Annotated in this window: 17 protein-coding genes, 3 tRNA genes and 1 rRNA gene; 1 reads left to right on the plus strand and 20 read right to left on the minus strand. The window is 40.0% G+C overall.

What is annotated here, in order from left to right; translation table 11 throughout:
• The 19 genes from K357_RS0105145 to recQ all read right to left on the minus strand — a co-directional run.
• Positions 1 to 155, minus strand: a 16S ribosomal RNA gene (locus K357_RS0105145); the annotation flags it as partial.
• A gap of 1,370 nt (positions 156 to 1,525) precedes the next feature.
• Positions 1,526 to 2,812: an ArsB/NhaD family transporter gene (locus tag K357_RS0105150; protein ID WP_038113648.1), complete on the minus strand. Its 1,287-nt coding sequence runs from the start codon at positions 2,810 to 2,812 to the stop codon at positions 1,526 to 1,528.
• A gap of 371 nt (positions 2,813 to 3,183) precedes the next feature.
• Positions 3,184 to 3,259, minus strand: a tRNA-Lys gene (locus K357_RS0105155).
• A gap of 5 nt (positions 3,260 to 3,264) precedes the next feature.
• A tRNA-Gln gene (locus tag K357_RS0105160) sits at positions 3,265 to 3,339 on the minus strand.
• A 26-nt stretch (positions 3,340 to 3,365) separates the two neighbouring features.
• Positions 3,366 to 3,441 (minus strand) — tRNA-His (locus K357_RS0105165).
• A gap of 87 nt (positions 3,442 to 3,528) precedes the next feature.
• Positions 3,529 to 4,365 carry a polyamine aminopropyltransferase gene (speE, locus tag K357_RS0105170; RefSeq protein WP_028257764.1) on the minus strand — a complete coding sequence of 279 codons (837 nt, stop codon included), beginning with the start codon at positions 4,363 to 4,365 and terminating at the stop codon, positions 3,529 to 3,531.
• 22 nt (positions 4,366 to 4,387) lie between these two features.
• The gene (locus K357_RS0105175; protein WP_028257765.1) at positions 4,388 to 5,008 is read right to left on the minus strand and encodes a hypothetical protein; all 621 of its coding nucleotides are present in this window, start codon (positions 5,006 to 5,008) and stop codon (positions 4,388 to 4,390) included.
• Between the two features lie 53 nt (positions 5,009 to 5,061).
• Positions 5,062 to 5,493: a peptidylprolyl isomerase gene (locus K357_RS0105180; protein WP_028257766.1), complete on the minus strand. Its 432-nt coding sequence runs from the start codon at positions 5,491 to 5,493 to the stop codon at positions 5,062 to 5,064.
• Entirely contained in the window at positions 5,465 to 6,202 is a 738-nt protein-coding gene (locus tag K357_RS0105185) for a tRNA threonylcarbamoyladenosine dehydratase (protein WP_038113651.1), read from the minus strand. The genes K357_RS0105180 and K357_RS0105185 overlap by 29 nt, the downstream gene beginning before the upstream one ends.
• Complete coding sequence (locus K357_RS0105190; protein ID WP_028257768.1) at positions 6,202 to 6,576, minus strand: VOC family protein; 375 nt, start codon at positions 6,574 to 6,576, stop codon at positions 6,202 to 6,204. The genes K357_RS0105185 and K357_RS0105190 overlap by 1 nt, the downstream gene beginning before the upstream one ends.
• A gap of 107 nt (positions 6,577 to 6,683) precedes the next feature.
• Complete coding sequence (locus K357_RS0105195) at positions 6,684 to 9,746, minus strand: AAA family ATPase (RefSeq protein WP_028257769.1); 3,063 nt, start codon at positions 9,744 to 9,746, stop codon at positions 6,684 to 6,686.
• A complete protein-coding gene (locus tag K357_RS0105200; protein ID WP_028257770.1) occupies positions 9,743 to 10,906 on the minus strand; it encodes an exonuclease SbcCD subunit D in 1,164 nt (387 codons plus the stop codon). The genes K357_RS0105195 and K357_RS0105200 overlap by 4 nt, the downstream gene beginning before the upstream one ends.
• Positions 10,907 to 11,001: 95 nt before the next feature.
• Positions 11,002 to 11,847 (minus strand): deoxyribonuclease IV, encoded by an 846-nt coding sequence (locus K357_RS0105205; RefSeq protein ID WP_028257771.1) that lies wholly within the window; start codon positions 11,845 to 11,847, stop codon positions 11,002 to 11,004.
• Between the two features lie 368 nt (positions 11,848 to 12,215).
• Positions 12,216 to 12,665 (minus strand): Fur family transcriptional regulator, encoded by a 450-nt coding sequence (locus tag K357_RS0105210; RefSeq protein WP_244869380.1) that lies wholly within the window; start codon positions 12,663 to 12,665, stop codon positions 12,216 to 12,218.
• 261 nt (positions 12,666 to 12,926) lie between these two features.
• Entirely contained in the window at positions 12,927 to 14,462 is a 1,536-nt protein-coding gene (gene cshA / locus K357_RS0105215) for a degradosome RNA helicase CshA (protein ID WP_028257773.1), read from the minus strand.
• 165 nt (positions 14,463 to 14,627) lie between these two features.
• Positions 14,628 to 16,793, minus strand: coding sequence for a Tex family protein (locus K357_RS0105220; protein ID WP_028257774.1), 2,166 nt, complete (start codon positions 16,791 to 16,793; stop codon positions 14,628 to 14,630).
• A gap of 14 nt (positions 16,794 to 16,807) precedes the next feature.
• Complete coding sequence (locus tag K357_RS0105225) at positions 16,808 to 17,305, minus strand: dihydrofolate reductase (protein ID WP_028257775.1); 498 nt, start codon at positions 17,303 to 17,305, stop codon at positions 16,808 to 16,810.
• Positions 17,306 to 18,097 (minus strand): thymidylate synthase, encoded by a 792-nt coding sequence (locus K357_RS0105230; RefSeq protein ID WP_028257776.1) that lies wholly within the window; start codon positions 18,095 to 18,097, stop codon positions 17,306 to 17,308.
• 330 nt (positions 18,098 to 18,427) lie between these two features.
• Complete coding sequence (recQ, locus tag K357_RS0105235; protein ID WP_028257777.1) at positions 18,428 to 20,254, minus strand: DNA helicase RecQ; 1,827 nt, start codon at positions 20,252 to 20,254, stop codon at positions 18,428 to 18,430.
• 215 nt (positions 20,255 to 20,469) lie between these two features.
• Between recQ and putP the strand changes: the two genes are divergently transcribed.
• Positions 20,470 to 21,951 carry a sodium/proline symporter PutP gene (gene putP, locus K357_RS0105240; protein ID WP_028257778.1) on the plus strand — a complete coding sequence of 494 codons (1,482 nt, stop codon included), beginning with the start codon at positions 20,470 to 20,472 and terminating at the stop codon, positions 21,949 to 21,951.
• A 635-nt stretch (positions 21,952 to 22,586) separates the two neighbouring features.
• Here putP and K357_RS08870 read toward each other — a convergent pair.
• Entirely contained in the window at positions 22,587 to 24,479 is a 1,893-nt protein-coding gene (locus K357_RS08870; RefSeq protein WP_051212130.1) for a dipeptide ABC transporter ATP-binding protein, read from the minus strand.
• Positions 24,480 to 24,528 lie beyond the last annotated feature (49 nt).

Consider the following 24,528-nt stretch of genomic DNA (forward strand, 5'->3'; position numbering starts at 1 on the left):
TGTTGTCCCCCATTGTAGGGCAGGTTGATTACGCGTTACTCACCCGTTCGCCACTAAGATTCATAGGAGCAAGCTCCCATGTCTCTTCGTTCGACTTGCATGTGTTAAGCACGCCGCCAGCGTTCGTCCTGAGCCAGGATCAAACTCTCCAAGATATCTTGAAGCTATTTGCTAGCTCATTTGTTTTTGTTACTTACGTAACTTGAATTTTTTGGTTGGTTTCTTACGAAACCCGCACTCTGGCATATGTACATTACTAAGTAATGTTTACCTTATATTGTTCAGTTTTCAAAAATCTGTATAACCATCATTTTCTGATGACTTTGTTTATTATAATCGATTGTTAGTTGTTTGTCAATGATTTTTATTTAAAAAAATAACAAATCTAATCTCTCAATTACTTGCTACCGTCTTTAAAATATTTCCTCTAAAGACTTTTTAAATTATACAGTTTCACTACCTCTATGTCAACAAAAATTTGCCATTTTTTCTTTCCCTTTTTCATTCTTTTTTTTCTACATCTATATATAGTATATATGAGTGTTCCATCATACTATATCAACTGATTTCACGAGCCTTCAAATTCTAACTTATATAGTCTGCATGGAGCAATAAAATTCGAACATCATTATTTCTAGTGGATACCTACCAGTATACGCATGTACAATGTGTATTTCCCCTTACACTATATACGATTGCTACATATTTTTTCTTTCTTCGTTTTATTAATATTTCTTATGTTCTATGCAATTTCTCTCTTACATCGTAACGTATCGTATTAAAATAATGTTCTTCCCTGTATGCAATTCTCTACTTTCAAAAATCTTTTCTATACTCATCTCATGCATGTAGTAAAGTAGTCGATTACTACTATCAGTTCTTCTCCATCATGCAAAAGATAGTGCTCATCAAAATCGATGTACATGTATGATGATACGGCTATTTACTATCGATGGCAGTAACACTTTACTTTAACACCTACGCAGATATGAAATAGGCGGGCTACAAATATATAGGCAGCTAACTTATCGCAACATTCACACGATAGAAAACAAATAGTGAAGTGAAAAGATTTACAAATTCTACCGTTTCAATGCCCACACAATATATAGCAGTAACGCCAGCTTCATTTAAGGTTGGGAGAACTGTTTCAACGCCCACGCAATATAGCAATTATGTCCATTGCTATGCTCATTACTTTCTAGTATGACACGTTATAGTATAGGCAACGCCACTAAAATAACACATTACTTACCATCATTTTCTACATTTTTATACTATCATCTTATTACACGCCTATAACATCACATCTACATGGTAAAGACCTATTTTTCTATATTGTTATAGATCCATGTTGCTACATTCTTAGCGTATCATGTAAGCTAATACATAACTTTCACAACAAATATCTCATGTGCGCATCCACTACTATGCATAGTCGTAAGGTATAAAAAATGACATGATACAATCGTTAGATTCTATCATGTCATCAACTTTCAATCATTCTAATATGATATCTTACGCATTAAAAGGCAAAATATACTAAGTATAAATAGATATGCGCCATCAATACGCTAAGAATCATTAGTGGGAAGCCTAATTTTATATATTCAATAAAGGTAAATCGCAATCCATGTAAGGAACCAATATTAGCTACTACCAAATTTGGTGTCGCCCCAATCATAGTGCCGTTACCGCCAAAACAAGCCCCCATGGCCAAGGCCCACCAAACAGATTCCATCGGCATACCTGTCATATGCCCCATTTCCTGTAACATAGGAATCATAGTTGCCACGAAAGGAATATTATCAACAAACGCTGACGCAATCGCCGAGAGCCACAATACTAAGAAAACGGTCTGTTCTAAATCACCACCAGTAACAGCAATTACTTTTTCAGCTAAATAGGCCATAACTCCAGTTTGTTCCAAACCGCCAACTACGACAAATAATCCTAGAAAGAAGAAGATTGTCGGCCACTCTACCAAATGCAGTACTTCACGAGGTTTAATATCAGCAATTACCATGAGTAAAACGGCGCCGCCCATAGCAATGGTTGCAGTTTCTAATCCTAACACATGATGTAACACAAATCCACCGATGGTAAGGGCTAAGACAAATAAAGATTTTTTTAGTAATGTCCCATCTTCAATAGCATCTTTATAGGATATTTTCATGATAGCCGCCTTAGTTTCTGGATGTGGTTGTAAATCTTTTCTATACAAGAAAATAAGAATAGGAATAACCACCAAGACAATCACTGTACAGACGGGCGCTAAGGCAAAGAAAAAATCGTTAAACGTAAGTCCTGTAGCACTACCTATCATAACATTAGGAGGATTACCAACAAGCAACGCGGTACCGCCAATATTGGACACCAAAATTTCAGTCATTAAAAATGGAAACGCATTCACTTTTAATCGGTCTGCCAAAGTCAACGTAACAGGAGCAATCAATAACACCGCTGTTACGCAATCAAATAAAGCTGACCCTACTGCAGTAATAACTGACAGCAAAAACAAAAGCTTAGAAGGACTTCCTTTTGTAACGTGAGCTGCCCACAAGGCGCCTGCCTGAAATAAACCAGACTTACTAGTAATCGCAATAATCAACATCATGCCCACTAGTAATCCCAGTGTATTAAAGTCGATTGCTTCTTTGATAGCCGTAGATTGAGAGATAAATCCGCAACCAATCATAATAATTGCGCCGCCTAATGACACAATCATTCGTGGGTATTTATCCCAAACAATGAGTGCATACGTCAGTATAAATATAACAATTGATGCGCAAAATGCAATTTCAGAATTCATAACTATACTCCTCTATCAAATTGCAAAGTTAACCGTTATTCAATTAACTTTTATATCATTGAAAAGATTTGCAATGAAACCCTGTACTCATCATAGCATATTTTTAGGTAAAATTAAAAATCTCTTATATCTATAATAGAAAAATTCATCTTCTTCTGTCCCCTAAGAGAAGGTATAAGACCAAACGCGCTATACATCCAATCCCTGGGTTATAGGACAAAACATGTTGCAAATTTAATCCCATGAATTATTAAAAGGAGCATCATACTATACAAATCATGCCATACAAGATGATGTGTAAGTTGCAGATTAAAACCGCCACAATCTAGATATACGAAAAAAGCGATGAAATTACTTCCATCGCTTATATTTGGTGGCTCACCCGAGATTCGAACTCGGGACACCCTGATTAAAAGTCAGGTGCTCTGCCAACTGAGCTAGTGAACCGTATGTGGCAGGGGTGGCTGGGATCGAACCAGCGCATAACGGAGTCAAAGTCCGTTGCCTTACCACTTGGCGACACCCCTACAATGATTGCCTACACGTTAGGTATTGGGGTGAGTAGTGGGGATCGAACCCACGCGTAACGGAGCCACAATCCGCCGTGTTAACCGCTTCACCATACCCACCACCTAGTAGGTTTATTGCTAAGCTCAATGTTTAGCAACAATAAAAATTATACTCTGATTCAACCTAACTGTCAACACTATTTTTTACTATATTTTCAAATATTTTTTCACGAAATTAGGTAACGCAAATACGGCCTTTTGAATATCGTAGTTGTAATACTGCATGTCCATGTCTAATGGGCGATTCGGTTTCCATACTAATGGATCATAGGTTTTAGACCCCATCGTAAAGCAATGCATACCTGATGGATAAATAGGAATATACGACATGAATAACCGCGTAATTGGGAAATGTCTGCCCACATACGAGAACACATCTGCCACTAAAGATTGATGTAAAAATGGAGATTCTGTTTGTTGCACAAATAGGCCATCCTCTTTTAATGCTTTCATTGTATTAGCATAAAACTCTTCCGTAAATAATCCTTTGCCTGGCCCAATCGGATCCGAGCAATCAACAATGATGACATCATAATAGTTTTCTGCTTTCGCCATAAATGCGATGCCGTCACCTATAGTCACTGTCAATTTAGGATGTTGTTCCTTCATAGCACGGGATATAGTAGGTAAATATTGTTTTGCCAATTCAACAACCTTACCATCAATCTCTACCATCGTTACTTCTTCAACGCAGCTATGACGCACACATTCTTTGGCTACACCGCCATCTCCGCCGCCAATAATCAATACCCGTTTAGGATTAGGGTGTAAAAATAGTGGTACATGGGCAATGATTTCATGATAAAAATATTCTTCTCGTTCCGATGTTTGAAATACGCCATCCAAAGCCAGCATATTTCCATACTCTTTCGAATGTACTACTTCAATTTTTTGAAATTCAGAGTTACCAGAATATAATACTTTATCAATTTCTGCACTTAACCGTAAATGAGGTGTTTGTTCCTCTGTAATCCATTCAGACATACGTTTCTCCTTACTTTCATAATCAATACGCATATACAAAGCCGCCACCTAATAGGGTATCTTGCAACCAATTCGACAAAGAAAATTCACGTTGTTCTCCTTCATCAAAAATATGGCACCGTATATCGCCGTCCACTTCGCCTATACCTACTAGTAACACCCAATGCCATGTCCATAGCGATGATTCCCGTCCTTTATGGCGATTCAAAAATGCTACTGGTACGTCACTCACTAAAGCATGACTGATAAACTCTTGTACTACATCAACACTAGGGCGTCGGGAAAGAAATGGCGATATACTTATCATCTCGGTCTGATTTGGTAACTGATGATCCTCCATATACCGCTTTACGCCACTTGCTAGCCAGCTCGCTTTATATAAGCCTCCTCCAAACCGAGGTGTAACATAGTCCCAAACTTCATTCATGCGCCCTAAGGCCTGCATTTTATTAGACGCTGTTTCTATCGGCAACCGTCCTTCTTTCAGAGCCATATAACTCACCATCATAGTCGCCACTGTTGGTCCGCAACCTGCTAGTCGTCGCCATTCATCATTAAACCATTCTTGATTATAACCATAGGAAATTCTATCGTCATCTACGATTTCTAACCATGCCAAGTGTTGTAATGTTATATCTATCATGTATGGCCTTTCCTATACAGAGAGGCATGTGTACACACGCCTTTCTACGACAATCAGTCTTCTACTACTTCTACATGTTCCATATGTTCGCCTTGGCGAATGGCATCGACAATATCCATCCCATCGACTACCTTGCCAAAAACAGTATGTACTCCATCTAAATGTGGTTGTGGTTCATACACGATAAAGAACTGGCTACCACCTGTATTAGGACCTCTATGAGCCATAGATAGTGCACCTCGTTCATGTTTATGAGGATTGCCAATTAATTCATCATCAATTGTATAGCCTGGTCCCCCTGTGCCATTGCCATTAGGGCAACCGCCTTGTGCAACGAATCCAGGAATAACACGATGAAATGTTAGTCCATCATAAAACCCTTCTTTGATTAATTTTGTAAAATTGGCTACTGTATTCGGTGCTTCCTTATCAAATAATTCAATAGTAATATCACCCTTAGCCATATGAATAATTGCTTTTTTCATGGTCTGGTACCTCCAAAAATTCTCGAACCACATATCCTGCTAGCATTAGCCCTGCCACCGATGGCACAAACGCACACGACGCTGGACTTTTTGTCCCCTCTTCACGGTATACAGGCTTAATCGGTGGTTCTGTGGAAAATAAAACTGTTTGCTTCGTGATGCCTCGTTTTCTTAATTCTTTGCGCATCACCTTCGCTAATGGACACATATAGGTCTTACTAATATCTGTTATTTCTAGTTGTTCTGGATGAAGCCGATTGCCTCCTCCCATGCAAGAGATAACAGGAACACCCAATCGTTGACACGTTTCTACGATATGAATCTTAGACGAAACCATATCAATGGCATCGATCACATAATCGACCTGTAAGGTTTCAATAAAATCAGGATATTCATGTGCTGTATATATTATATCATGAACTTCAATAATTACATCTGGATTAATCGCTAAAGCTCGTTCTTTCGCCAAATCAGTTTTTCTTCGGCCAATGGTTTGTGAGGTGGCTATAATTTGTCGATTCACATTACTTGCCGTTACTCCATCGCCATCAATCACCACAATGCGTCCTATTCCCGATCGCACCAAGGCTTCTAAGGCAAATCCCCCTACACCACCACAGCCAAATAATGCTACTGAGGCTCGACGCAATCGATCAATACCCTCTGTTCCCACCATCCATTCTAGGCGAGTCAGCATATGTTCTGCCATTAGTATCTATCTCCCGGTAAAATCTCAGTCCAATATCCATCGGGATCCGCTATAAAATAAATCCCCATCTCTTTATTTTCATAGACGATGATGCCCATCGTTTCATGTAGGGCATGCAACTCGTCAAAATCATCTACGGTGAACGCCAAATGAAACTCATTGTCTCCTAAATTATACGGTGTGGTGCGATCTCTGAGCCAAGTTAATTCCAACTCATGGGCCGTATAGGGACTTTTTAAATATACCAATATAAACGATCCATCTTGTGCTTCAAGGCGTCGCACTTCTTCTAAGTGTAGGGCCTTTTTATAAAAGTCTACACTGGATTCTAAATTTTTTACATTAATATTATTATGTGCAAAAGAAATCTTCATGCTAGTTCCTCTCTTTTCAATGATTAGTGATAGTATCGTATCACATTTATACGTCTGAATCAATACGATGAACTAGGGTCGCTGTTCCTATAACAACGGCTGTATTACTAACTAACTCGAAATTGAGCCGTACTGCCTTGTGCTAATCGAGTGATGATCAAGTGAGCTGGGATGCGTTCTTTCAATTCTGCCACATGAGAAATGACGCCGATCAAACGACCACTGGCTTGCAAAGAAACTAATGTATCCAAAGCAATTTCCAACGTTTCCGCATCAAGCGTCCCAAAGCCTTCATCAATAAACATAGTATCCATATGTATGCCCCCTGCGTAACTTTGAATCACATCAGCTAAGCCCAAGGCCAAGGATAAGGAGGCCAAAAACATTTCACCGCCCGATAGCGTATTAGCAGGACGTGGCATGCCTGTATATGTATCGAGAACGACTAAATCAAGGCCTCGACCGCCACGACCACCTATAGACGTGTCACGTTGTAACTCATAGCGACCACGACTGACGTTACGAAGCCGTTCATTGGCCGCATACATCACTTCATCTAAAATAGCTCCTAACACATAGCGTTCAAAGGTGACGCCACGCAAACCAGACACACCTCCGTTGGCCAATTCATGTAATCGTGTAATAAATGCTAATTGTTCTGTTTGAAGATGATGTGACGCTTGTAAGGTCTGTAGTTCATGAACCACTTTTTCTAACCGTTCGCACTCAATGCGATGCGTAGTAATAGCTCCATAGGCCGCATCTCGTTCTTCTTGTAACGCCTTATATACATCATCGTCTATCATTGTTTCTGGAAGTTCTACACGGGTTAATCGCTCCTTAGCACTATGGATTAATGCTTGATTCTCATGAGCACTTTTTTCATAGGTCTGAATTGTCTCTTGCCACGATGATACCAACTCCATTTCCGACCTATAAAGAACAATCGCTTCTTCAGAAATACCAAGATGTTTCAACGCTTCTAAATAGGTTTTCTTATGGTCTTCTATGGTTTCTGATATAGCCCTGACTTGTTCATCAATCGTTGCTTGCTCCGTATCATTTTTAGTCATAGATGAAATGATACGCTCTTGTTCTTTCCTAATAGCTACACCTTCTCGTTCATGAGCGTCGATTGTTCTTTTCAATTCATCCACAATAGTTTCATAGGCATCATCACCAGTCAACCCTAATTGCTGATACCGTTCTTCCAACTCTTTTTGCATAGTAGTCACTTGTGTGGCTAGTCGTTCTATGTCTATCAAGCATTGATGTATTGCCACTTGATACGCGTCTTTCTCTTGCCCATGTGCCTCCCGCTCTTTCCTATACAAGTCGCGTTGTGCTTCTTGCACTTTCCACTCTTCATTACTCCTAGCTAGCGTATCTAGCATCGCTTCACAACTGCGCAAGGATTCATCTGCTATAGCAACAGAAGATATGTCTAAATCCTCTAAGCAAGATTCTATCTGCCTCTCAACATCTTGTTGTCGTCGCCCTAGGGCCTCACATTTCGCCCGTTCTGTACATATGCGTGCTTGCAACGTTTGTACATCTGTATATGCCTTATCCACTTCTACTTTTGTAGGTGTTGCCTCTGGTTTCACTGCCAATCGTGGATGATGCACGGCACCACACACCATACAAGGCTCACCTTCCGCTAGTGTCGTCGATAATTGGTAGGCTTGCGCCAATTGAAATGCTTGCTGTAAAAGTGCTGCTTCATGCTTTGTTTGTAGCAGTGTTTCTTCCATGGCGGATAACTCATGCGTTACAATATTATATTCCGCTATTGCTTTTTCTTTCTCTTTTTTCCACTGTATCAATTCTGTAAGCCTATGATGTCGCTGTTTTTCTTGTTCCCACAACTTAGCATCATCTCTATGTGCCAATAACCACGCATCCACCTTATCTAATGCAGCTTGTTCTTTCTCGATGGTTTCTGTCACAGCCACTTGTAATTCTTTTTTCTTTGAAAGCTTTTTTTCTACTGCAATTCGTTCGTTTTCTTTCTCTTCTACAAGTGTTTCTAATCGTTTTAGATGTGCTACGCCACTATCTTTATCTTGTAATTGCCCCAACCGTAACGTTGCCTTTTGACATGCTGATTGCTGTTCTTGCCAAGCCTGTTCACGGGTCAACACGTCTTTTTCTATGATCTTCAATTCTTCTTTTTCATCAAATAATTGTCGCTTTCGTTCTTTCCACGCCTCGCATTGTTTTTCCTCTTCTAAAGTGCGTTCCATCACCTCTATAATCGGTTTTAATTGCGTCAGTACACGTAATTTATTTTTAAGAGCCTCTATCGTGTTCTCTTCACGCATCAATTTCTGATGCATTTCTTCATAGCCTTCTAACTCTTTTTGAATTTTTGTATACTCCATCCAACTAGTGCGGTTACAAGTTGCCTTTTGTAATAATGCATCGGCTTGCTTCAACGTTTGTAACAAACTTGTTTCACTATTTTTATAATTCGTAACATGCGTTTCTAACTCACCCAGTGTTCCCACACCTTCTTGTTGTAAGAGTCGTTCTTCTTCATGTACCAATTCACTAGCCTCTTCATAGGCCGCATCAAATCGTTCTTTCAACACATGTTGTAATCGGGTGTAAATTTCCGTTTTAAATAAATTGTGAAGCAACTCTTCTCGTTCAGTCGTAGACGCTACTAGCAATTTACGAAATTCGCCTTGTGGTAATAGAACAACTTGTAAAAACTGATCTGCGCGAAATCCGATAATTTCTTGCACCCGTTCTTTTAATACTTGACTACTAGAGGTAATCATATGCCAGTCATGTTCATTTTCTTTCCACCTATATAAACTAGCACTGGCACTTTGTTCTTTCAATCCAGGACCGCGTTTCCTTTTTACCATTTGCTTAGGACTTCGATCTATTTTATACTTCGTCTGCCCTATAGAAAAAGTAAACGATACATACGTGGCCGTATCTATATCCGAAAAGTCGCTTCGCATGTCGGCGCCGTCACGTAGAGAGCCACTCGTTTGCCCATACAAGGCATATACCATAGCATCTAAAATTGAAGTTTTTCCTGCCCCCGTTGGTCCAGTTATTAAAAATAAAGTATGGTCCTCTAAGGAGGAAAAATCTAGTTCAACTCTATCTTTATACGGTCCAAAGGCTTGTATGACCAGTCGTATCGGTTTCATGAACGTTCCTCCTTAACAATCAAGTCCCATATTTGATTTATATAGATTTCTTGTTCTCTAGTTAACGGCTCTTTCCAAACGGTTTCTGCAAATTGTGCAAACAGTTGTCGTTCATCAAGTTTTCCATAGATAGTATCAGTGTCAACGGCCTCATCTTTTGCCATACGCCCCGTTAATTCCATCGCCATCACATGAGGCAACACGTTACGAAGCCGTGCCATGCCATCAATAACAGGGGCTTCATTCAGTAATTGCACCAACAAATAATCATTCTCATGCTGCGCATGTAGCGCTCTATCTTGTAAAATTGCATCTAAATAACCTTCTACCACGACCACATCATGTTTAGGTTCAATGGGAATCAGTGATACAGTAACTTCTCCATGCTCATCCATATCAATAATAGAAAAACTTTTCTCTTGTTGATATTCATCAAAGGAATATTTTAATAAAGACCCGCTATAACGGATACGATGACTACCAACGGTCTGCGGTCCGTGCAAATGGCCTAGTGCCGTATACTGGTAGGCGTCAAAGAGGTGATTGTTAATATTTTCTGTGCCACCCACAGCTAACGTTCTTTCAGAACCACCAAGAACACCACCTGTTACAAAGGCATGGGCAATCGCCACGCGTCTTTGTGATGCGGGAATCGCTTGCAAATAGTTTTGAATCCACAATGCATATAACTCGTTATAGTCCATAGTGCACGCTGCACTGTTTTCTCTACTCAACACATCGCGTATTACAGCCGGTTCCACATAGGGCATAGGGCAAAAAGATATATCTCCCCACGCATCCGATATAACGATAGGTTTCCCCTTCTCTTCTGGTGATCCTACAATGTGTAATCCCATAGATGCTAGTACATGACGCCCCACTTCCAAACGCTCTACCCCATCATGGTTTCCTGCAATCACAATAGTAGGTACCCTATATTCAACGGCTAATTTAGTGATGACTAAATCCCACAGTTGTACCGCTTCTACGGGAGGTACCGAGCGATCAAACACATCGCCTGCAATGATCACCACATCAATCTTTTCTTCTTTTATAATCTGAAAGAATTGATGTTCTAACACATAGGCCTGGTCATCCGTTAAATGATGGGCATAAAAAATGCGTCCTAAATGCCAATCGGCTGTGTGTAATATGCGCATAGTAACACTTCTTTTCCTTCCTATGTTTTCATCCTATCTACTACTAGATTTTAAATGTTCTACCATAAGCTTTACATACTATGTATACCTATCAATTACTTTCCATATACGTCTTCATAGATACGGCGTAACAAAGCAATCTCTTCTGCATAACCGCTCAATTCATTCGGTGTTTCCAAATAGAATGGAACGCCTTGTAATCTAGGATGGGTAATGATGTGGCTAATCGCCTCTAATCCAATATGTCCTTCCCCAATTTTTTCATGCCGATCCTTATGAGCCCCTCTTGGATTCTTAGAATCATTCAGATGTATGGCTTGCAATCGCTCCAAGCCTATCAATCTATCAAACTGATCCAAAACGCCATCAAAATCATCAATCACATCATATCCACCTTCATGAATATGACATGTATCAACGCATACGCCAATATAGTCTTTCAAAGCGACCCCATCAATAATGCGGGCAATTTCTTCAAAGGTCGATCCAATTTCCGTTCCTTTTCCCGCCATCACTTCTAATAGAACCGTTGTCTTCATACCTGGAAATAATACATTATTTAACATATCTACAATATACTCAATGCCGATATCTACGCCTTGTTTAACATGACTGCCTGGATGAAAGTTATATAGCTGATGTGGCACGTATTCTAACCGTTCTAAATCTTCTCGCATAGAGGTTAATGCAAAATTACGCAATCCTTCATCCTTAGCACAGGCATTCATCGTGTACGGAGCATGACCGAGTATTTTCCCAAAGTCGTGTTCTTTCATATACGCCACCAACGCTTTCATATCTGCTTCGTCGAAAGCGCGCGCCTTGCCACCACGAGGGTTACGTGTAAAATATTGAAATGTATTAGCCCCGATGGATGTAGCCTCTTGGGCCATATGCAAATACCCTTTGCTAATTGATAAGTGACAACCGATTGTAAACATATTGACTCCTTTTATTTGTATCCTACTAAATACGATGTACTGTATGATGTACTTTTTCTTATCGCCCCTAGTATGTATAGTACGATATGATGTGCCACTATACCTTACTACTATAAAACTCATAGCGATAAGAACATTTCTGATTCTATTGTACCAAAATTCTACCTTGGTATATATGGTTGTACCATATATTTGCGACAAATCACAGTAACAACATGGTTAGTGTAAAAAACACTCTATCGTTATAGCCTGTAAAAGAATAAATAAGCGTCTTATGGATGACGCCATACATCCATAAAACGCTTATCAATCTGTCTATTAATTATCATAGAAGAGAGCAACTAAAGTTACTAAAAAGTACGCTCCATTTAGTGACTACTCTTCTTAAGGCACATAGGGCAAACACCTTCAAATGATATTTGTTGTCCCGTTACCGTATATTCACTCGTTGTTTCTACCATCTCTGACACTTCATGCATATTAATCCCCTCTAAGTCTTCTACCTTATTGCATACAGTGCAGCGAATATGAGGATGGTTATTCGTATCCCAATCATAACGACTACAATCATCGCCTACATCTAATACTTTAACAAGTCCAATTTTTTCAAAAATTTCCATAGTTTTATAGACCGTAGCCAAACTCATAGTAGGATGGGCAACGCGCAAACTTTGGTAAATCATTTCAGCGGTAGGGTGGTTTTTACTCTCTATTAATGTTTGATAAATGGCTATCCGCTGCGGTGTTACTTTAAAACCCTTTCCTCGTAGAACTTGAGCAATATCCATAATACATCCTTTCTTCCACTTAGAATACATACATTTCTCTTCTTAGGAACCTAACATTATCAATCAATAATTATTATTTATTATATCACTGACGTATTCATCATGCAATACAAATAAAAATAAGTCATTCCATGTCAACGATTGATCATGAGTAAACTCCCTATACTACTAGTATGACAATAAGAAATGCACATCACTCGACCACCACAATTAATACATTACGGCAGGCATCGAATCATGTGCATTCATCATGGTTCATCACCAATCTAGCTAAGCATTCACACTGATGTGTTAATTTTTAAAGTATGGTTTAAATGTACTCTGTTTACGTTCTCCTTGGCGGTCACGGTCTCTATAATCACGTCGTTCTCCACTGCGATTTCTATCATGATTACGGCGATCTCCATGGCGGCGATCTCGACGATCTCCACTATCACGGCGACGATCACGAGAACGGCTATCGCGTCGACGATCTCCATCACGGCGACGACTTCTACGCACACGGAGTGGAGCTTCTTCTGTAATCGACACTGGTGTTTGATCTGGTTCTTTTGTAAGTAGTTTGATGGCCGCCGCTACTAAACTTACAGAATCAATATCATTTAACAGTTCTTCTGCACTTGCTCTGAATGGTGCCAACACTTCATTTTCATCGGCTAGAGAAATTAAGCTTTGAATCGCTAATTTCTGCTGTCCTTCTAATACTTCGCCTAGTGAAGGCGCACGGCGACGAGCAATTTTGCGTTTTGTTAAGCGTTCAATAGCACGCAAATGTTCCATTTCACGAGGAATCACAAAGGTACTAGCAATACCAGCTTTGCCAGCACGACCGGTACGACCTACACGATGCACATAACTTTCAGGGTCTTGTGGCAAATCATAGTTATATACATGCGTAACCCCACTAATATCAAGACCGCGAGCCGCTACATCGGTGGCAATCAAAATATCAATGGTTCCTTCTCGGAATTGACGAATGACGGTATCTCGTTTTTGTTGCGACAAATCGCCATGAATTCCTTCTGCCATGTAGCCACGTTTTTTAAGTCCTTCCGTAACTTCATCAACGCGACGTTTTGTACGTGTAAACACAATGGCTAAATCAGGCGCTTGCATATCAAAAAGACGACATAGTACGTCAAATTTTTGGCGATCCTGTACTTCGATATAATACTGTTCAATTAAATCCATCGTTACTTGCGTGGATTTCATTTTAACCAGTGTTGGTTCCGTCAAATAGGTTTCTGCTAATGTTTGAATGGCTTTCGGCATAGTGGCAGAGAACAATAAAGTTTGATGATCTTTCGGAACGGATCCTAAAATTTTATTGATATCATCCACAAATCCCATGTTAAGCATTTCATCCGCTTCATCTAATACGACTGCTTTCACGTGATCAAATTTAATCGATCCCCGATCCATGTGATCCATCAAGCGGCCCGGCGTAGCTACAATAATTTGAGGGCGTTTTTTTAATCCTCTGAATTGACGATTAATATCCTGCCCCCCATAAATTGGCAATGCTTGTATTTGTGTATACTGTGCCATTTTATTGATCTCTTCTGCTACTTGAATCGCTAATTCACGAGTAGGGGATAAAATTAATGCCTGCACTTCTCGCGCTGTTTCATCCACTCTATGTAAAATGGGTAATCCAAAGGCCGCCGTTTTACCAGTACCCGTTTGTGCTTGACCAATCATATCAGCACCACTCATGGCAACTGGAATTGCTTCCTCCTGAATCGGTGTAGGTTCTTCAAATCCCATATCATTGAGAGCTCGTAACATAGGCTCACTAATTTGTAATTCTTTAAATTTTTCTAACATATAATAGTTATTTCCTCCTCTAGTGCCAAAATAAAGCACGTTTATACATTATATCATAAAACTATAAATTTCCCTATGACCATACATATTTTTTTGCGCATCCTTGCTAGAACTAGTATATATGCTGCTATCCGTCTATCAAAATAGTAGGTTCACTAACGCCATTTATGCCTTTTTCTTAGCCGCTTCTAATTCGCGCATCGACAATCCTATACGATTGCGTTTTACATCCACCGATATAATAACCGCTTCCACAATATCCCCTACCGCTAATACATCTGATGGATGTTGTTGGCGTTTACAAAATTCACTGCGATGTAAGAGTCCATTTATTTTGATACCAAAGTCAATGAATGCACCAAAATCAACGACATTATGAACGGTCCCTGTTACAACCGTCCCTACTTGTACTTCCTCTAAGCTCATCACATGTTTTCTCGTTAATGGAGCAGGTAAATCTTCTCGTGGATCACGGCCTGGTTTTGCCAATGCCTCTAGAATATCGCGCACAGTAGGCACGCCAGCATTCAATGTGTGAGCCATCTGTTCTACATCAACTAAAGGTAGACGAATTTGTAGGTTTTGTAACGCTTCTTTGTCGTGCAAATCCTCTACAGTAAATCCCAATTCGTCTACGATTCGCTCTGCTAAGGCATACGACTCTGGATGCACCGATGTAGCATCTAATGCATTCGTTGCTGATTGTATGCGTAAAAATCCTGCACATTGTGTAAATGCTGCAGGCCCTAATCGTGCCACCTTTAATAATTCTTTACGACTGGTAAATGTACCATGTTCTTGGCGATAGGCAACAATATTATTGGCTACCGTTCCACTAATACCTGCCACATGTTGCAAAATCGCCGGCGAAGCGGTATTTAGTTCTACCCCCACATGATTAACTACTGTTTCTACCACTTGATCTAATGTATGAGAAAGTTGTTTTTGATTCACATCATGCTGATATTGTCCTACCCCAATCGACTTAGGGTCAATTTTAACCGATTCTGCCAAAGGGTCTTGCACGCGCCGAGCCAATGATACAGCGCCGCGTATAGTCACGTCTAAATCAGGCATTTCTTGTTGTGCTAATTTCGAAGCAGAATACACAGACGCGCCCGCTTCATTCGTAATGATATAATGACAATCTAACTGTTCCTCTTCAATCATAGTAGAAACAAACTGTTCCGTTTCATAGGAGGCCGTTCCATTACCAATCGATACTAGAGTGACTTGATATTTTTTTATTAAGTGAGCTAATTTCTTTTGTGCCTCCATCCGTTGCCGTTCAGAATGGGTTACATAGTATGCACCATAATCGAGCACATTTCCTTGTGTATCAATAATTGCCATTTTACAACCTGTCCGATAGCCAGGATCAAGCCCCATGATGACATGACCCGACAATGGTGGTTGCAACAATAAATTTTTCAAATTAACGGCAAACACTTTAATCGCTTGCTCGTCGGCATTCGTGGTCAAATCGTGACGAATTTCTCGTTCTAATGCAGGAAACACCAACCGTTTGTACGCATCTTCAACGGCAAGTCGCTTATAAGGAAAGAAAATCGATTGTTCATTCTTCGTCACTTGTTCAATCATATACGTAATATATATATCGTCTGGCACAGTGATAGTAATTTTTAAAGCGCCTAATTTTTCGCCCCGATTCATAGCTAAAATGCGATGTGACGGTATATGATGAATCGGTTCCGTATAGTCTGCATATTGCAAAAATCGTTCTTGGTTCGTTTCATCTTTTGTCAATGATGATACAATATGACCTTCCTGCCACATCCGTTTTCGTAAATATGCACGAAAATCAGCTCTATCACTGATAGTTTCCGCCACAATGTCGCTAGCTCCTTGCAAGGCTTCTTCTTCAGTCAACACCGCTTCGGATAGATACTCTTTCGCCAATACCAATGGGTCACCCGTTATCACCGAATCATCTAACATCAACGCCGCCAATGGCTCTAACCCTCGTTCGCGCGCTATGGATGCCCGTGTTCGTTTCTTTTGCTTATACGGCAAATATAAATCTTCCAATTCTTGTAATTTCACCGCTTTTTCTATAAGCGCCAACAACACATCGGTCATCTTACCTTGTTCGGTAATCGAATTAATAATTTCACGGCGTCTGGTTTCTACATTTCGCAAATAGCTACTACGCGTTTCAATGATGCGTAACTGTTCATCCGTTAATTCTCCCGTTACCTCTTTTCGATAACGAGCAATAAAAGGTACTGTATTGCCAGCATCCATTAATTCTATGGCGGCTTCTACTTGTTTTTTTGTCACTTGCAACTCTTTTGCAATGATAGTAAACATGGTTTCACACATAATTAACGAGCCTTTCTTTCATAGGTGACAAATGTATGAGGATAGATATTTTTTTCATCAACGATACCTTCCGTAGTCGACACTTTTTCAAAAATGTCCGTATCGATAGCTGGAAAATAGGCATCTCCTTCAAATTCATGATCAATTTCTGTTATATAGAGTCGATCCGCATAGGGCATACACGCCTGATAAATCATAGCGCCCCCAATAATGTACACATCTGTATCTAGTTTACGTGCTGCTTCTATCACGTCTTCTACAGAGTGAAAGATACGGACCTTCTCATGGTCAACGATGATCCCATTTTGTTTCGTAAGCACCCAATGTTCACGATGCGGTAATAGAAAAGGCAAGCTTTCAAATGTATTACGGCCCATGATAATAACATGATTGGTAGTCATTTTTTTAAAAAACTGTAAATCATTGGGTAAATGCCAAATCAGTGCATTATCCTTGCCAATGACATGATGCTTAGCCATGGCTACAATTATATTAATCATCTATACAGCAACCTCCATCGATAGCTTACCTAAATGTTCATACCCTTCTAACCGAATATCGTCAGCCGTAAAATCATAAAAATTATGAATGTCTGGATTTACCCAAATAGAAGGTGCTGGCAATGCTTTATCACGCCGCTTTAATTGTTCTTCTAATACGTCCACATGATTATCATAAATATGAGCATTATTAATAACATGCGTAAATAAGCCTGGCTGTAACCCAGTAACTTGAGCAATCATGTGTACCAGTGCCGCATATTGTGCTGTATTAAACGGAACCCCAAGTCCCATATCACCACTGCGTTGTATGAGCATACAGTTTAATTTTCCTTCTCCCACATCCCACAATGTTTCATATGCACAAGGTTGCAAAGCCATATCAGATAAATCATCAATATTCCATAATGTGACAATCATACGTCGACTAGTAGGATCATGTTGTATCATGTCTAATAAATGGTCTAGTTGTTTGTATTTAGCAATTTGGTAACCATAGGCCTTACCAATCGTTCCATCTTCTCGCATCCATTCATTCCAAACTTTAACGCCCATATTTTGCAAGAGGCGTACGTCATTACTCTGTTTTTGCCAAATCCATAACAATTCTTTCACCGCTGTTTTAAAAGCAACAAATTTAGTCGTTAAAATAGGAAATTCCTGACTCAAATCGAATTGCATAATTTGATGGGGTAATTTATACGCCCCGATTCCCGTACGATTATCACCATGCACACCATTGGTCAAAATACGGTCTATTATATCTAAATATTGTTGATCTGCTATACTCATGGTCATGTGTTAGGTAATCCTACATGGATTACCTATGCTCCTTTCTAGTAACTACAAACCTTGCTCTACGTAACGCTCTAGTCAGCATACAAGCGACAAACCTATTATATGGATCCCCCATAAAAAGTCTTATTTAATTTGTTAGATATCTATTATAACAAAAGGATATCTCCTTTTCTATTCCATTACGATCGTATAGAGCAAGTTTTCCTTGGGCAATGAACTGTTCTCGCTCAATCACTACTATTTGTCATCTCTATGTTCATATAGTTCGCTATTGATTAGCCTATACCTCTAAAAAATCCAACTTACTACTCACACGCACTGACTCTACGATTGTTTATTCGTATATTCACTAATCGCTTGCAAAAATAGGGTACCATATTTTTTTAATTTAGCCTCTCCTACACCTTTAATGGCAAAAAATTCTGCTAAGGTGGTCGGCTTTTTAGCCGTTACATCAATGAGTACCGTATCGGGAAAAATTAAATACGGTGGTATACCTGCCTGTTGTGCCAACTGTTGCCGAAATCTACGAAGATGTTCAAACAATCCCGCACTGGATCGCTTTTTCTGTCCGTAGTAAATGCTACTCATTCTACCGTTTTTACCCTGCAACGGTGCCGTAACTTGTTGTTGTACTTCTTCAACTTCTCTATGACCACATAGCACGTCTTCTGCCGCCGCCGTTACACTTAAAATAGGATATTTCCCTACAGAACTACGAATATACCCTGATGCTATAAACTGTCTAATCAGCGCCAAAACATCTTTACTATCCATGGTTCGTAACGTGCCAAAAGCGGGCAATCGATCAAATCCTGCACGCCTAATCCGATCGTTTCTAACACCACACACAATATTCGCAATCATCGTCGCCCCAAAGCGTTCTTCCGTAGCCACGATGGCATGAAAGATTGCTTTCGCCTCAGTGGTTAAATTTTTCGTACCATGCTTAGACCTACAACTACTGCAATTATCACAGCGATTCCAAACCACTTGTTCCCCAAAGTATTGCAACATGTATTTCCGCAAACAAGTACTAGAAAAACAATAATCAATCATAGCTTGCAAGCGCTTCAACTCAATATGCTGTCTCTGTGTATCTTGAATTGACTGATCAATCAAATACCGATGAATCATTACATCACGGCCACTATACAACAACACGCATTCTGCTGGTGCTCCATCTCGTCCTGCACGGCCAGCCTCTTGATAATAACTTTCCATGTTGCGTGGCATTTGGTAATGTAACACATATCGCACGTTACTTTTATCAATGCCCATGCCAAATGCATTCGTCGCCACCATGACTTGAATTTTTTCATACGCATACTTATCCTGTTGTTCCTTGCGCACTTCATCCGATAGGCCACCATGATAATACCCTGCAGATATGCCTTGCTTTACCAAACTTTCATACACCTGTTCCACATCCTTGCGGGTAGAACAATAAATGATACCTGATTCTTGGTCATGGCATGTCACATAGTCAAGAATATAGTTCATCCGCTGATTTGTATGCACCACGTGAAAGGATAAATTAGGCCGATCAAAACCAGTGACATACACATTCGCTGTTTCTAGCCCCAAAGAGGTCTTAATATCCATTTCTACTTCTTTTGTGGCCGTCGCTGTGAAAGCCCCCACCACAGGCCTTTGTGCTAAGGTCTTTAAAAAAGCACCAATCGCTCGGTAAGCGGGACGAAAGTCATGTCCCCACTGCGATACACAATGTGCTTCATCCACAATTACTTGAGAAATCGGTAAGGTACGCAAAATCTGACAGAAGGTATCCGATCCTAAACGCTCTGGCGCCAAGTACACAAGCTTAGTATGACCTCTGCGTATATCATACATACAGCGATTAAACGCTTCCCGTGTTAAAGTGCTATTAATAAATGCTGCTGGCACTTGCTGTTCCCGCAAGCCATCCACCTGATCTTGCATCAATGATATAAGTGGCGAAAAGACGAGTGTTAATCCTTCTTTAACCATTGCTGGTACTTGAAAGCAAATAGACTTGCCTGCACCGGTGGGCATAATGGCCAGGCAATCTTGTCCTTCTAACAATGACGTAACTGGTGCTTCTTGCGCCGCTCGAAACGAAGGATAGCCAAAGTAGGTTTTCAATATTTGTATCGCCTCTTGTCGCATGCATGACCAACCTTTCTATCTAACCTATCCATCCACAAAGATGATGGCAAACCGTATCAAACGTAGGAGTGCACCTATGTCCTACAATAATTATATTGTATCATAAAACAAAATAATTGCGGCAGGGAATATTATTTTTCATAATTCAGTATTAGTATTTATTCCATTTATGGTAAAATATAAGAATACGTTGTATAAGGAGGGTTCTATATTTTATGGATAACAATATATTAGTGATTATAGCCTTTGCCATCTATTTAGGCCTAATGATGGGGATTGGCGTGTTCTATTATCGGCGCTCCCAAGGGTTGGGCGATTATATTCTTGGTGGTCGCCAACTAGGTCCCTGGATCACTTCTATGAGTGCAGAAGCGTCCGACATGAGTGGATGGATGCTCATGGGCTTACCAGGCTTTGCCTATGCTACAGGATTATCTGGTATCTGGATTGCCTTAGGTCTAGCCGGAGGCACATGGCTTAACTGGGCCTTTGTATCAAAGCGATTGCGCAATCATACAGAAGCTGCTAACAACAGTCTAACCATGCCTGATTATTTTAAAAATCGATTTCATGATACGTCGAATATACTTCCCATCGTGTCAGCTTTATTCATTTTAATATTTTTCTTAATCTATACTTCCTCTGGATTTGTAGCGGGGGGCAAATTATTTACCACTATTTTTGGCTTGGATTATACCTCGTCACTACTTATCACTGCAGGTGTCGTTGTATTCTATACATTCTTAGGCGGATTTCTAGCCGTATCATGCACCGACTTTATCCAAGGTATGATGATGTTCTTTGCCATTCTGTTAGTGCCTATCACTGCAACTATCGCTATGGGTGGTCCCGTTGATACAGCCCACCTCATTGCCACCGAATTTCCCGAAGGTCTTAGTATACTAGGTCCTCACACTGATACGCTTCCCCTCTGTATCACCATTCTTTCATCTTTGGCCTGGGGACTAGGCTATTTTGGACAACCTCATATTCTAGTACGATTTATGGCCATTTCCGATGCTAAAGAATTAAAAAAAGCAACCCACATTGCTATGACTTGGGTCATCATTTCACTCACTGCAGCCGTGCTAGTCGGTTTAGTCGGTCATGTCTATTTACCACACGCCCTTAGTGGCGCCCAATCGGAAACGGTATTTCTCGTAATGACGAGAAATTTATTTTCTCCTTTCGTAGGTGGTTTAATTTTATCCGCCGTCTTAGCCGCTATCATGAGTACATCCTCGGCACAACTATTGGTTACATCGTCTGCTATTTCTCACGATTTATATCGCAATTTAATTCACAAATCTGCCTCTGAAAGAGAGTTACTACTAGTAAGTCGTATTAGCGTATTGCTCATCGCTCTTATCGCCTTATACCTTGCCTTAAATCCTAATAGCTATATTTTAACCATGGTTGCCTATGCGTGGGCAGGTTTTGGTGCCGCCTTTGGCCCTAGTATTCTAATTTCATTATTTTGGCGTCGCATGACTCGTCTAGGTTGTATTGCTGGCATCATCGTAGGTGGCGTAACCGTATTGATTTGGAAACAGTTCGAATTATTTGGACTCTATGAAATCGTTCCTGGTTTTATTTTCTCATCCATCGCAATTTATATCGTCAGCCTCTTAGATACACCACCATCTACAGCCATTACTAATGATTTTGACAAAGCCCAAGAAATGCATATACTATAATCACATTTTTGATACCAATCGCGATGCATCACGCAGCAATCGTCCACGTGTTCCAAGAAGGACAAATCTTTATACAAATCACAATGCATCACAACACTCTAATCAAAACACTGCTATCATCACATACCTTAGCCCTACTATTCTCATCCATAGTCTAAAGAAAACTCGTCATGCTAGTAATACTGTAACTTTTACTAGAGCCTATCCGTTTAAACTGAGCAACGTATATGAATGTACTATCATGCTCTACATACATCTACGTTGATGAATAGCCATCACTACTGTTAAACATTTTAAATTCTATCCATACTGCCAATAAAAGTGCTACTACGATGCCGTAACATCTATCTTCTTAGTCCCTGGCATCACTGAAAAGTGCCTAAGGACTCCCTTTCCCTATACGACTTTGAACGCTACAAATTCATCAGTAAAACATAAATAAACGACCAAGGCTTTCCCTCTTCACAAGATGACAAACCTTGGTCGTTTTCATATAAAATAGCTATGTCATAATAACGATATGGTCAATACTATTACTCCTAGCATCATAGTAACGCGTATAACTAAAAAGGCTGTAATACAATGTACACATACATTATATTACAGCCTTTTCTTATGCTTGTATAACGATACAATTACACAGCCGCCTGTATATCATTTGAATAGGGTGTCAAAATAGAGGATAATAGAGTTTTCGTATATTCATGTTCAGGATGGTCAAATACTTCATCTGCCGTTCCACTTTCCACAATGTGACCATTATACATAACAATCACGCGATCACTAATATAGCGAACGATAGATAAATCATGCGCGATGAACAACATGGAAAAATGGCGTTTTTTCTGTAAATCTAACAACAAATTAATAATTTGTGCTTGAATAGAAACATCTAAGGATGCAATTGGCTCATCGGCAATTAACAATTTAGGCTCACATGCTAAAGCCCGTGCAATCGCCACACGTTGTCGTTGACCTCCTGACAATTCGCCAGGATACATATCTTTATGACGCGCTTCTAAACCTACATCAGCTAACAATTCATCTAACAATCTATCGTGTTCATTGGTATCGCGATTGCTTAATGAAAGTCCTTCCCGCAAACATTCTTCAACGGTCATCCGCGGATTTAATGCCCCGTCGGAATCTTGGAAAATCAAATGGATATCTTGACGCAACTCTTGGCTTCGTTCATTCGGCGATACTGAATGGTGATTAAAATACACATCGCCACTCGTCCATGGCAATACACCAGCAATCATACGAGCTAGCGTAGATTTACCACAACCCGATTCACCAATAATACCTACTATTTCATCTTTTTCAACGAAAAAAGAAACGTCATCTACAGCTTGGACCTGTCGACCTGATAGCAAATGATATGTTTTTGTTATATGTTCTACTTCTAACAAAGGACCTTTCGTCGGATCATCGCAACTGCAGTCCCACGTAACTTCCACTTTCTTCTCATCAGATACACCAGTATCGGTATGGTCATCAGATGTTTTTGCAGTTTCTCCTAGTGTAGGGATATAAGAAGGTTTTTCTATCTTTGGTGCTCGTTCATCTAACAACCAAGTTGCCGCTTTATGTGTATCAGAAACTGAGAACATAGGCGGTTCTTCTTTATAATCAATCCCTAAGGCATACTCATTTCTATCAGCAAACGCATCCCCTACTATAGGCAATGATAAATCTGGTGGCATGCCTGGTATAGACACAAGTCGATTTTGTTTATGATCCACCGATGGTAAGGCCCCTAGTAATCCCCATGTATATGGATGCTCTGGGCGATAGAAAATATCTTCTACTGTACCAGTTTCTATAATGCGCCCTGCATACATAATGCCAATGCGATCAGCAATACGTGCAGCCACACCTAGGTCATGCGTTACTAAAAGAATAGCCAACTTTTCTGTTTTCGCTAATTTTTTTAACAAATCTAATAAATGTAATTGTACGGTTACATCAAGTGCCGTAGTCGGTTCATCAGCCAATAGAATAGATGGTTTCGTTGCTAATGCAATCGCTAAGGTAATTCGCTGTTGTTGTCCTCCAGAAAAAGTACTAGGCATCATAGGCAACCGTTCCTGCCCATTACTAATACCTACTAATTCCAATAAATCTGCTGCTCGCTTATTAAGTTCTTCTTCTGACTCAGTAGGATACATGCGTTCTAACGCTTCTCTCATCTGCTTTCCTACAGATAAAACGGGATTTAATGTACTCAAAGGATTTTGGAATACCATGCCCACATCAACCATTCTAATATCACGCATTTGCGCATCAGTAAATGGTACCACATCCTTTCCTTTTACATAAATAGCCCCTTTAGTAATCGACGCATATTCTGGCAATAACTTAACTACCGATCGACACAATGTGGATTTACCACAGCCCGATTCGCCAACTAGCGCCATAATTTCACCTGCCTGTAAGGATAATGATACATCTCTTACAGCATGCACTTCGCCTTGTTCAGTATGAAATGTCAGCGATAATGATTGTATATCTAACACCGTTTCCATTGATTAACTCCACTCTATCTATGCCACTTATCACATATATCCATAATAG

Source organism: Veillonella montpellierensis DSM 17217 (assembly GCF_000426745.1).
GTDB classification, from domain to species: Bacteria; Bacillota; Negativicutes; order Veillonellales; family Veillonellaceae; genus Veillonella; species Veillonella montpellierensis.

Coding starts and splice junctions, on each gene's coding strand:
- K357_RS0105200 (WP_028257770.1), bottom strand. CDS start 10,906: ATGCGCATATTACACACAGCCGATTGGCATTTAGGACGCATTTTTTAT.
- K357_RS0105220 (WP_028257774.1), bottom strand. CDS start 16,793: ATGTTTACTATCATTGCAAAAGAGTTGCAAGTGACAAAAAAACAAGTA.
- cshA (WP_028257773.1), bottom strand. CDS start 14,462: ATGTTAGAAAAATTTAAAGAATTACAAATTAGTGAGCCTATGTTACGA.
- K357_RS08870 (WP_051212130.1), bottom strand. CDS start 24,479: ATGGAAACGGTGTTAGATATACAATCATTATCGCTGACATTTCATACT.
- speE (WP_028257764.1), bottom strand. CDS start 4,365: ATGTCTGAATGGATTACAGAGGAACAAACACCTCATTTACGGTTAAGT.
- putP (WP_028257778.1), top strand. CDS start 20,470: ATGGATAACAATATATTAGTGATTATAGCCTTTGCCATCTATTTAGGC.
- K357_RS0105230 (WP_028257776.1), bottom strand. CDS start 18,097: ATGAGTATAGCAGATCAACAATATTTAGATATAATAGACCGTATTTTG.
- K357_RS0105195 (WP_028257769.1), bottom strand. CDS start 9,746: ATGAAACCGATACGACTGGTCATACAAGCCTTTGGACCGTATAAAGAT.
- recQ (WP_028257777.1), bottom strand. CDS start 20,254: ATGCGACAAGAGGCGATACAAATATTGAAAACCTACTTTGGCTATCCT.
- K357_RS0105210 (WP_244869380.1), bottom strand. CDS start 12,665: ATGTATTCTAAGTGGAAGAAAGGATGTATTATGGATATTGCTCAAGTT.
- K357_RS0105185 (WP_038113651.1), bottom strand. CDS start 6,202: ATGGCAGAACATATGCTGACTCGCCTAGAATGGATGGTGGGAACAGAG.
- K357_RS0105180 (WP_028257766.1), bottom strand. CDS start 5,493: ATGAAAAAAGCAATTATTCATATGGCTAAGGGTGATATTACTATTGAA.
- K357_RS0105225 (WP_028257775.1), bottom strand. CDS start 17,305: ATGATTAATATAATTGTAGCCATGGCTAAGCATCATGTCATTGGCAAG.
- K357_RS0105175 (WP_028257765.1), bottom strand. CDS start 5,008: ATGATAGATATAACATTACAACACTTGGCATGGTTAGAAATCGTAGAT.
- K357_RS0105190 (WP_028257768.1), bottom strand. CDS start 6,576: ATGAAGATTTCTTTTGCACATAATAATATTAATGTAAAAAATTTAGAA.
- K357_RS0105150 (WP_038113648.1), bottom strand. CDS start 2,812: ATGAATTCTGAAATTGCATTTTGCGCATCAATTGTTATATTTATACTG.
- K357_RS0105205 (WP_028257771.1), bottom strand. CDS start 11,847: ATGTTTACAATCGGTTGTCACTTATCAATTAGCAAAGGGTATTTGCAT.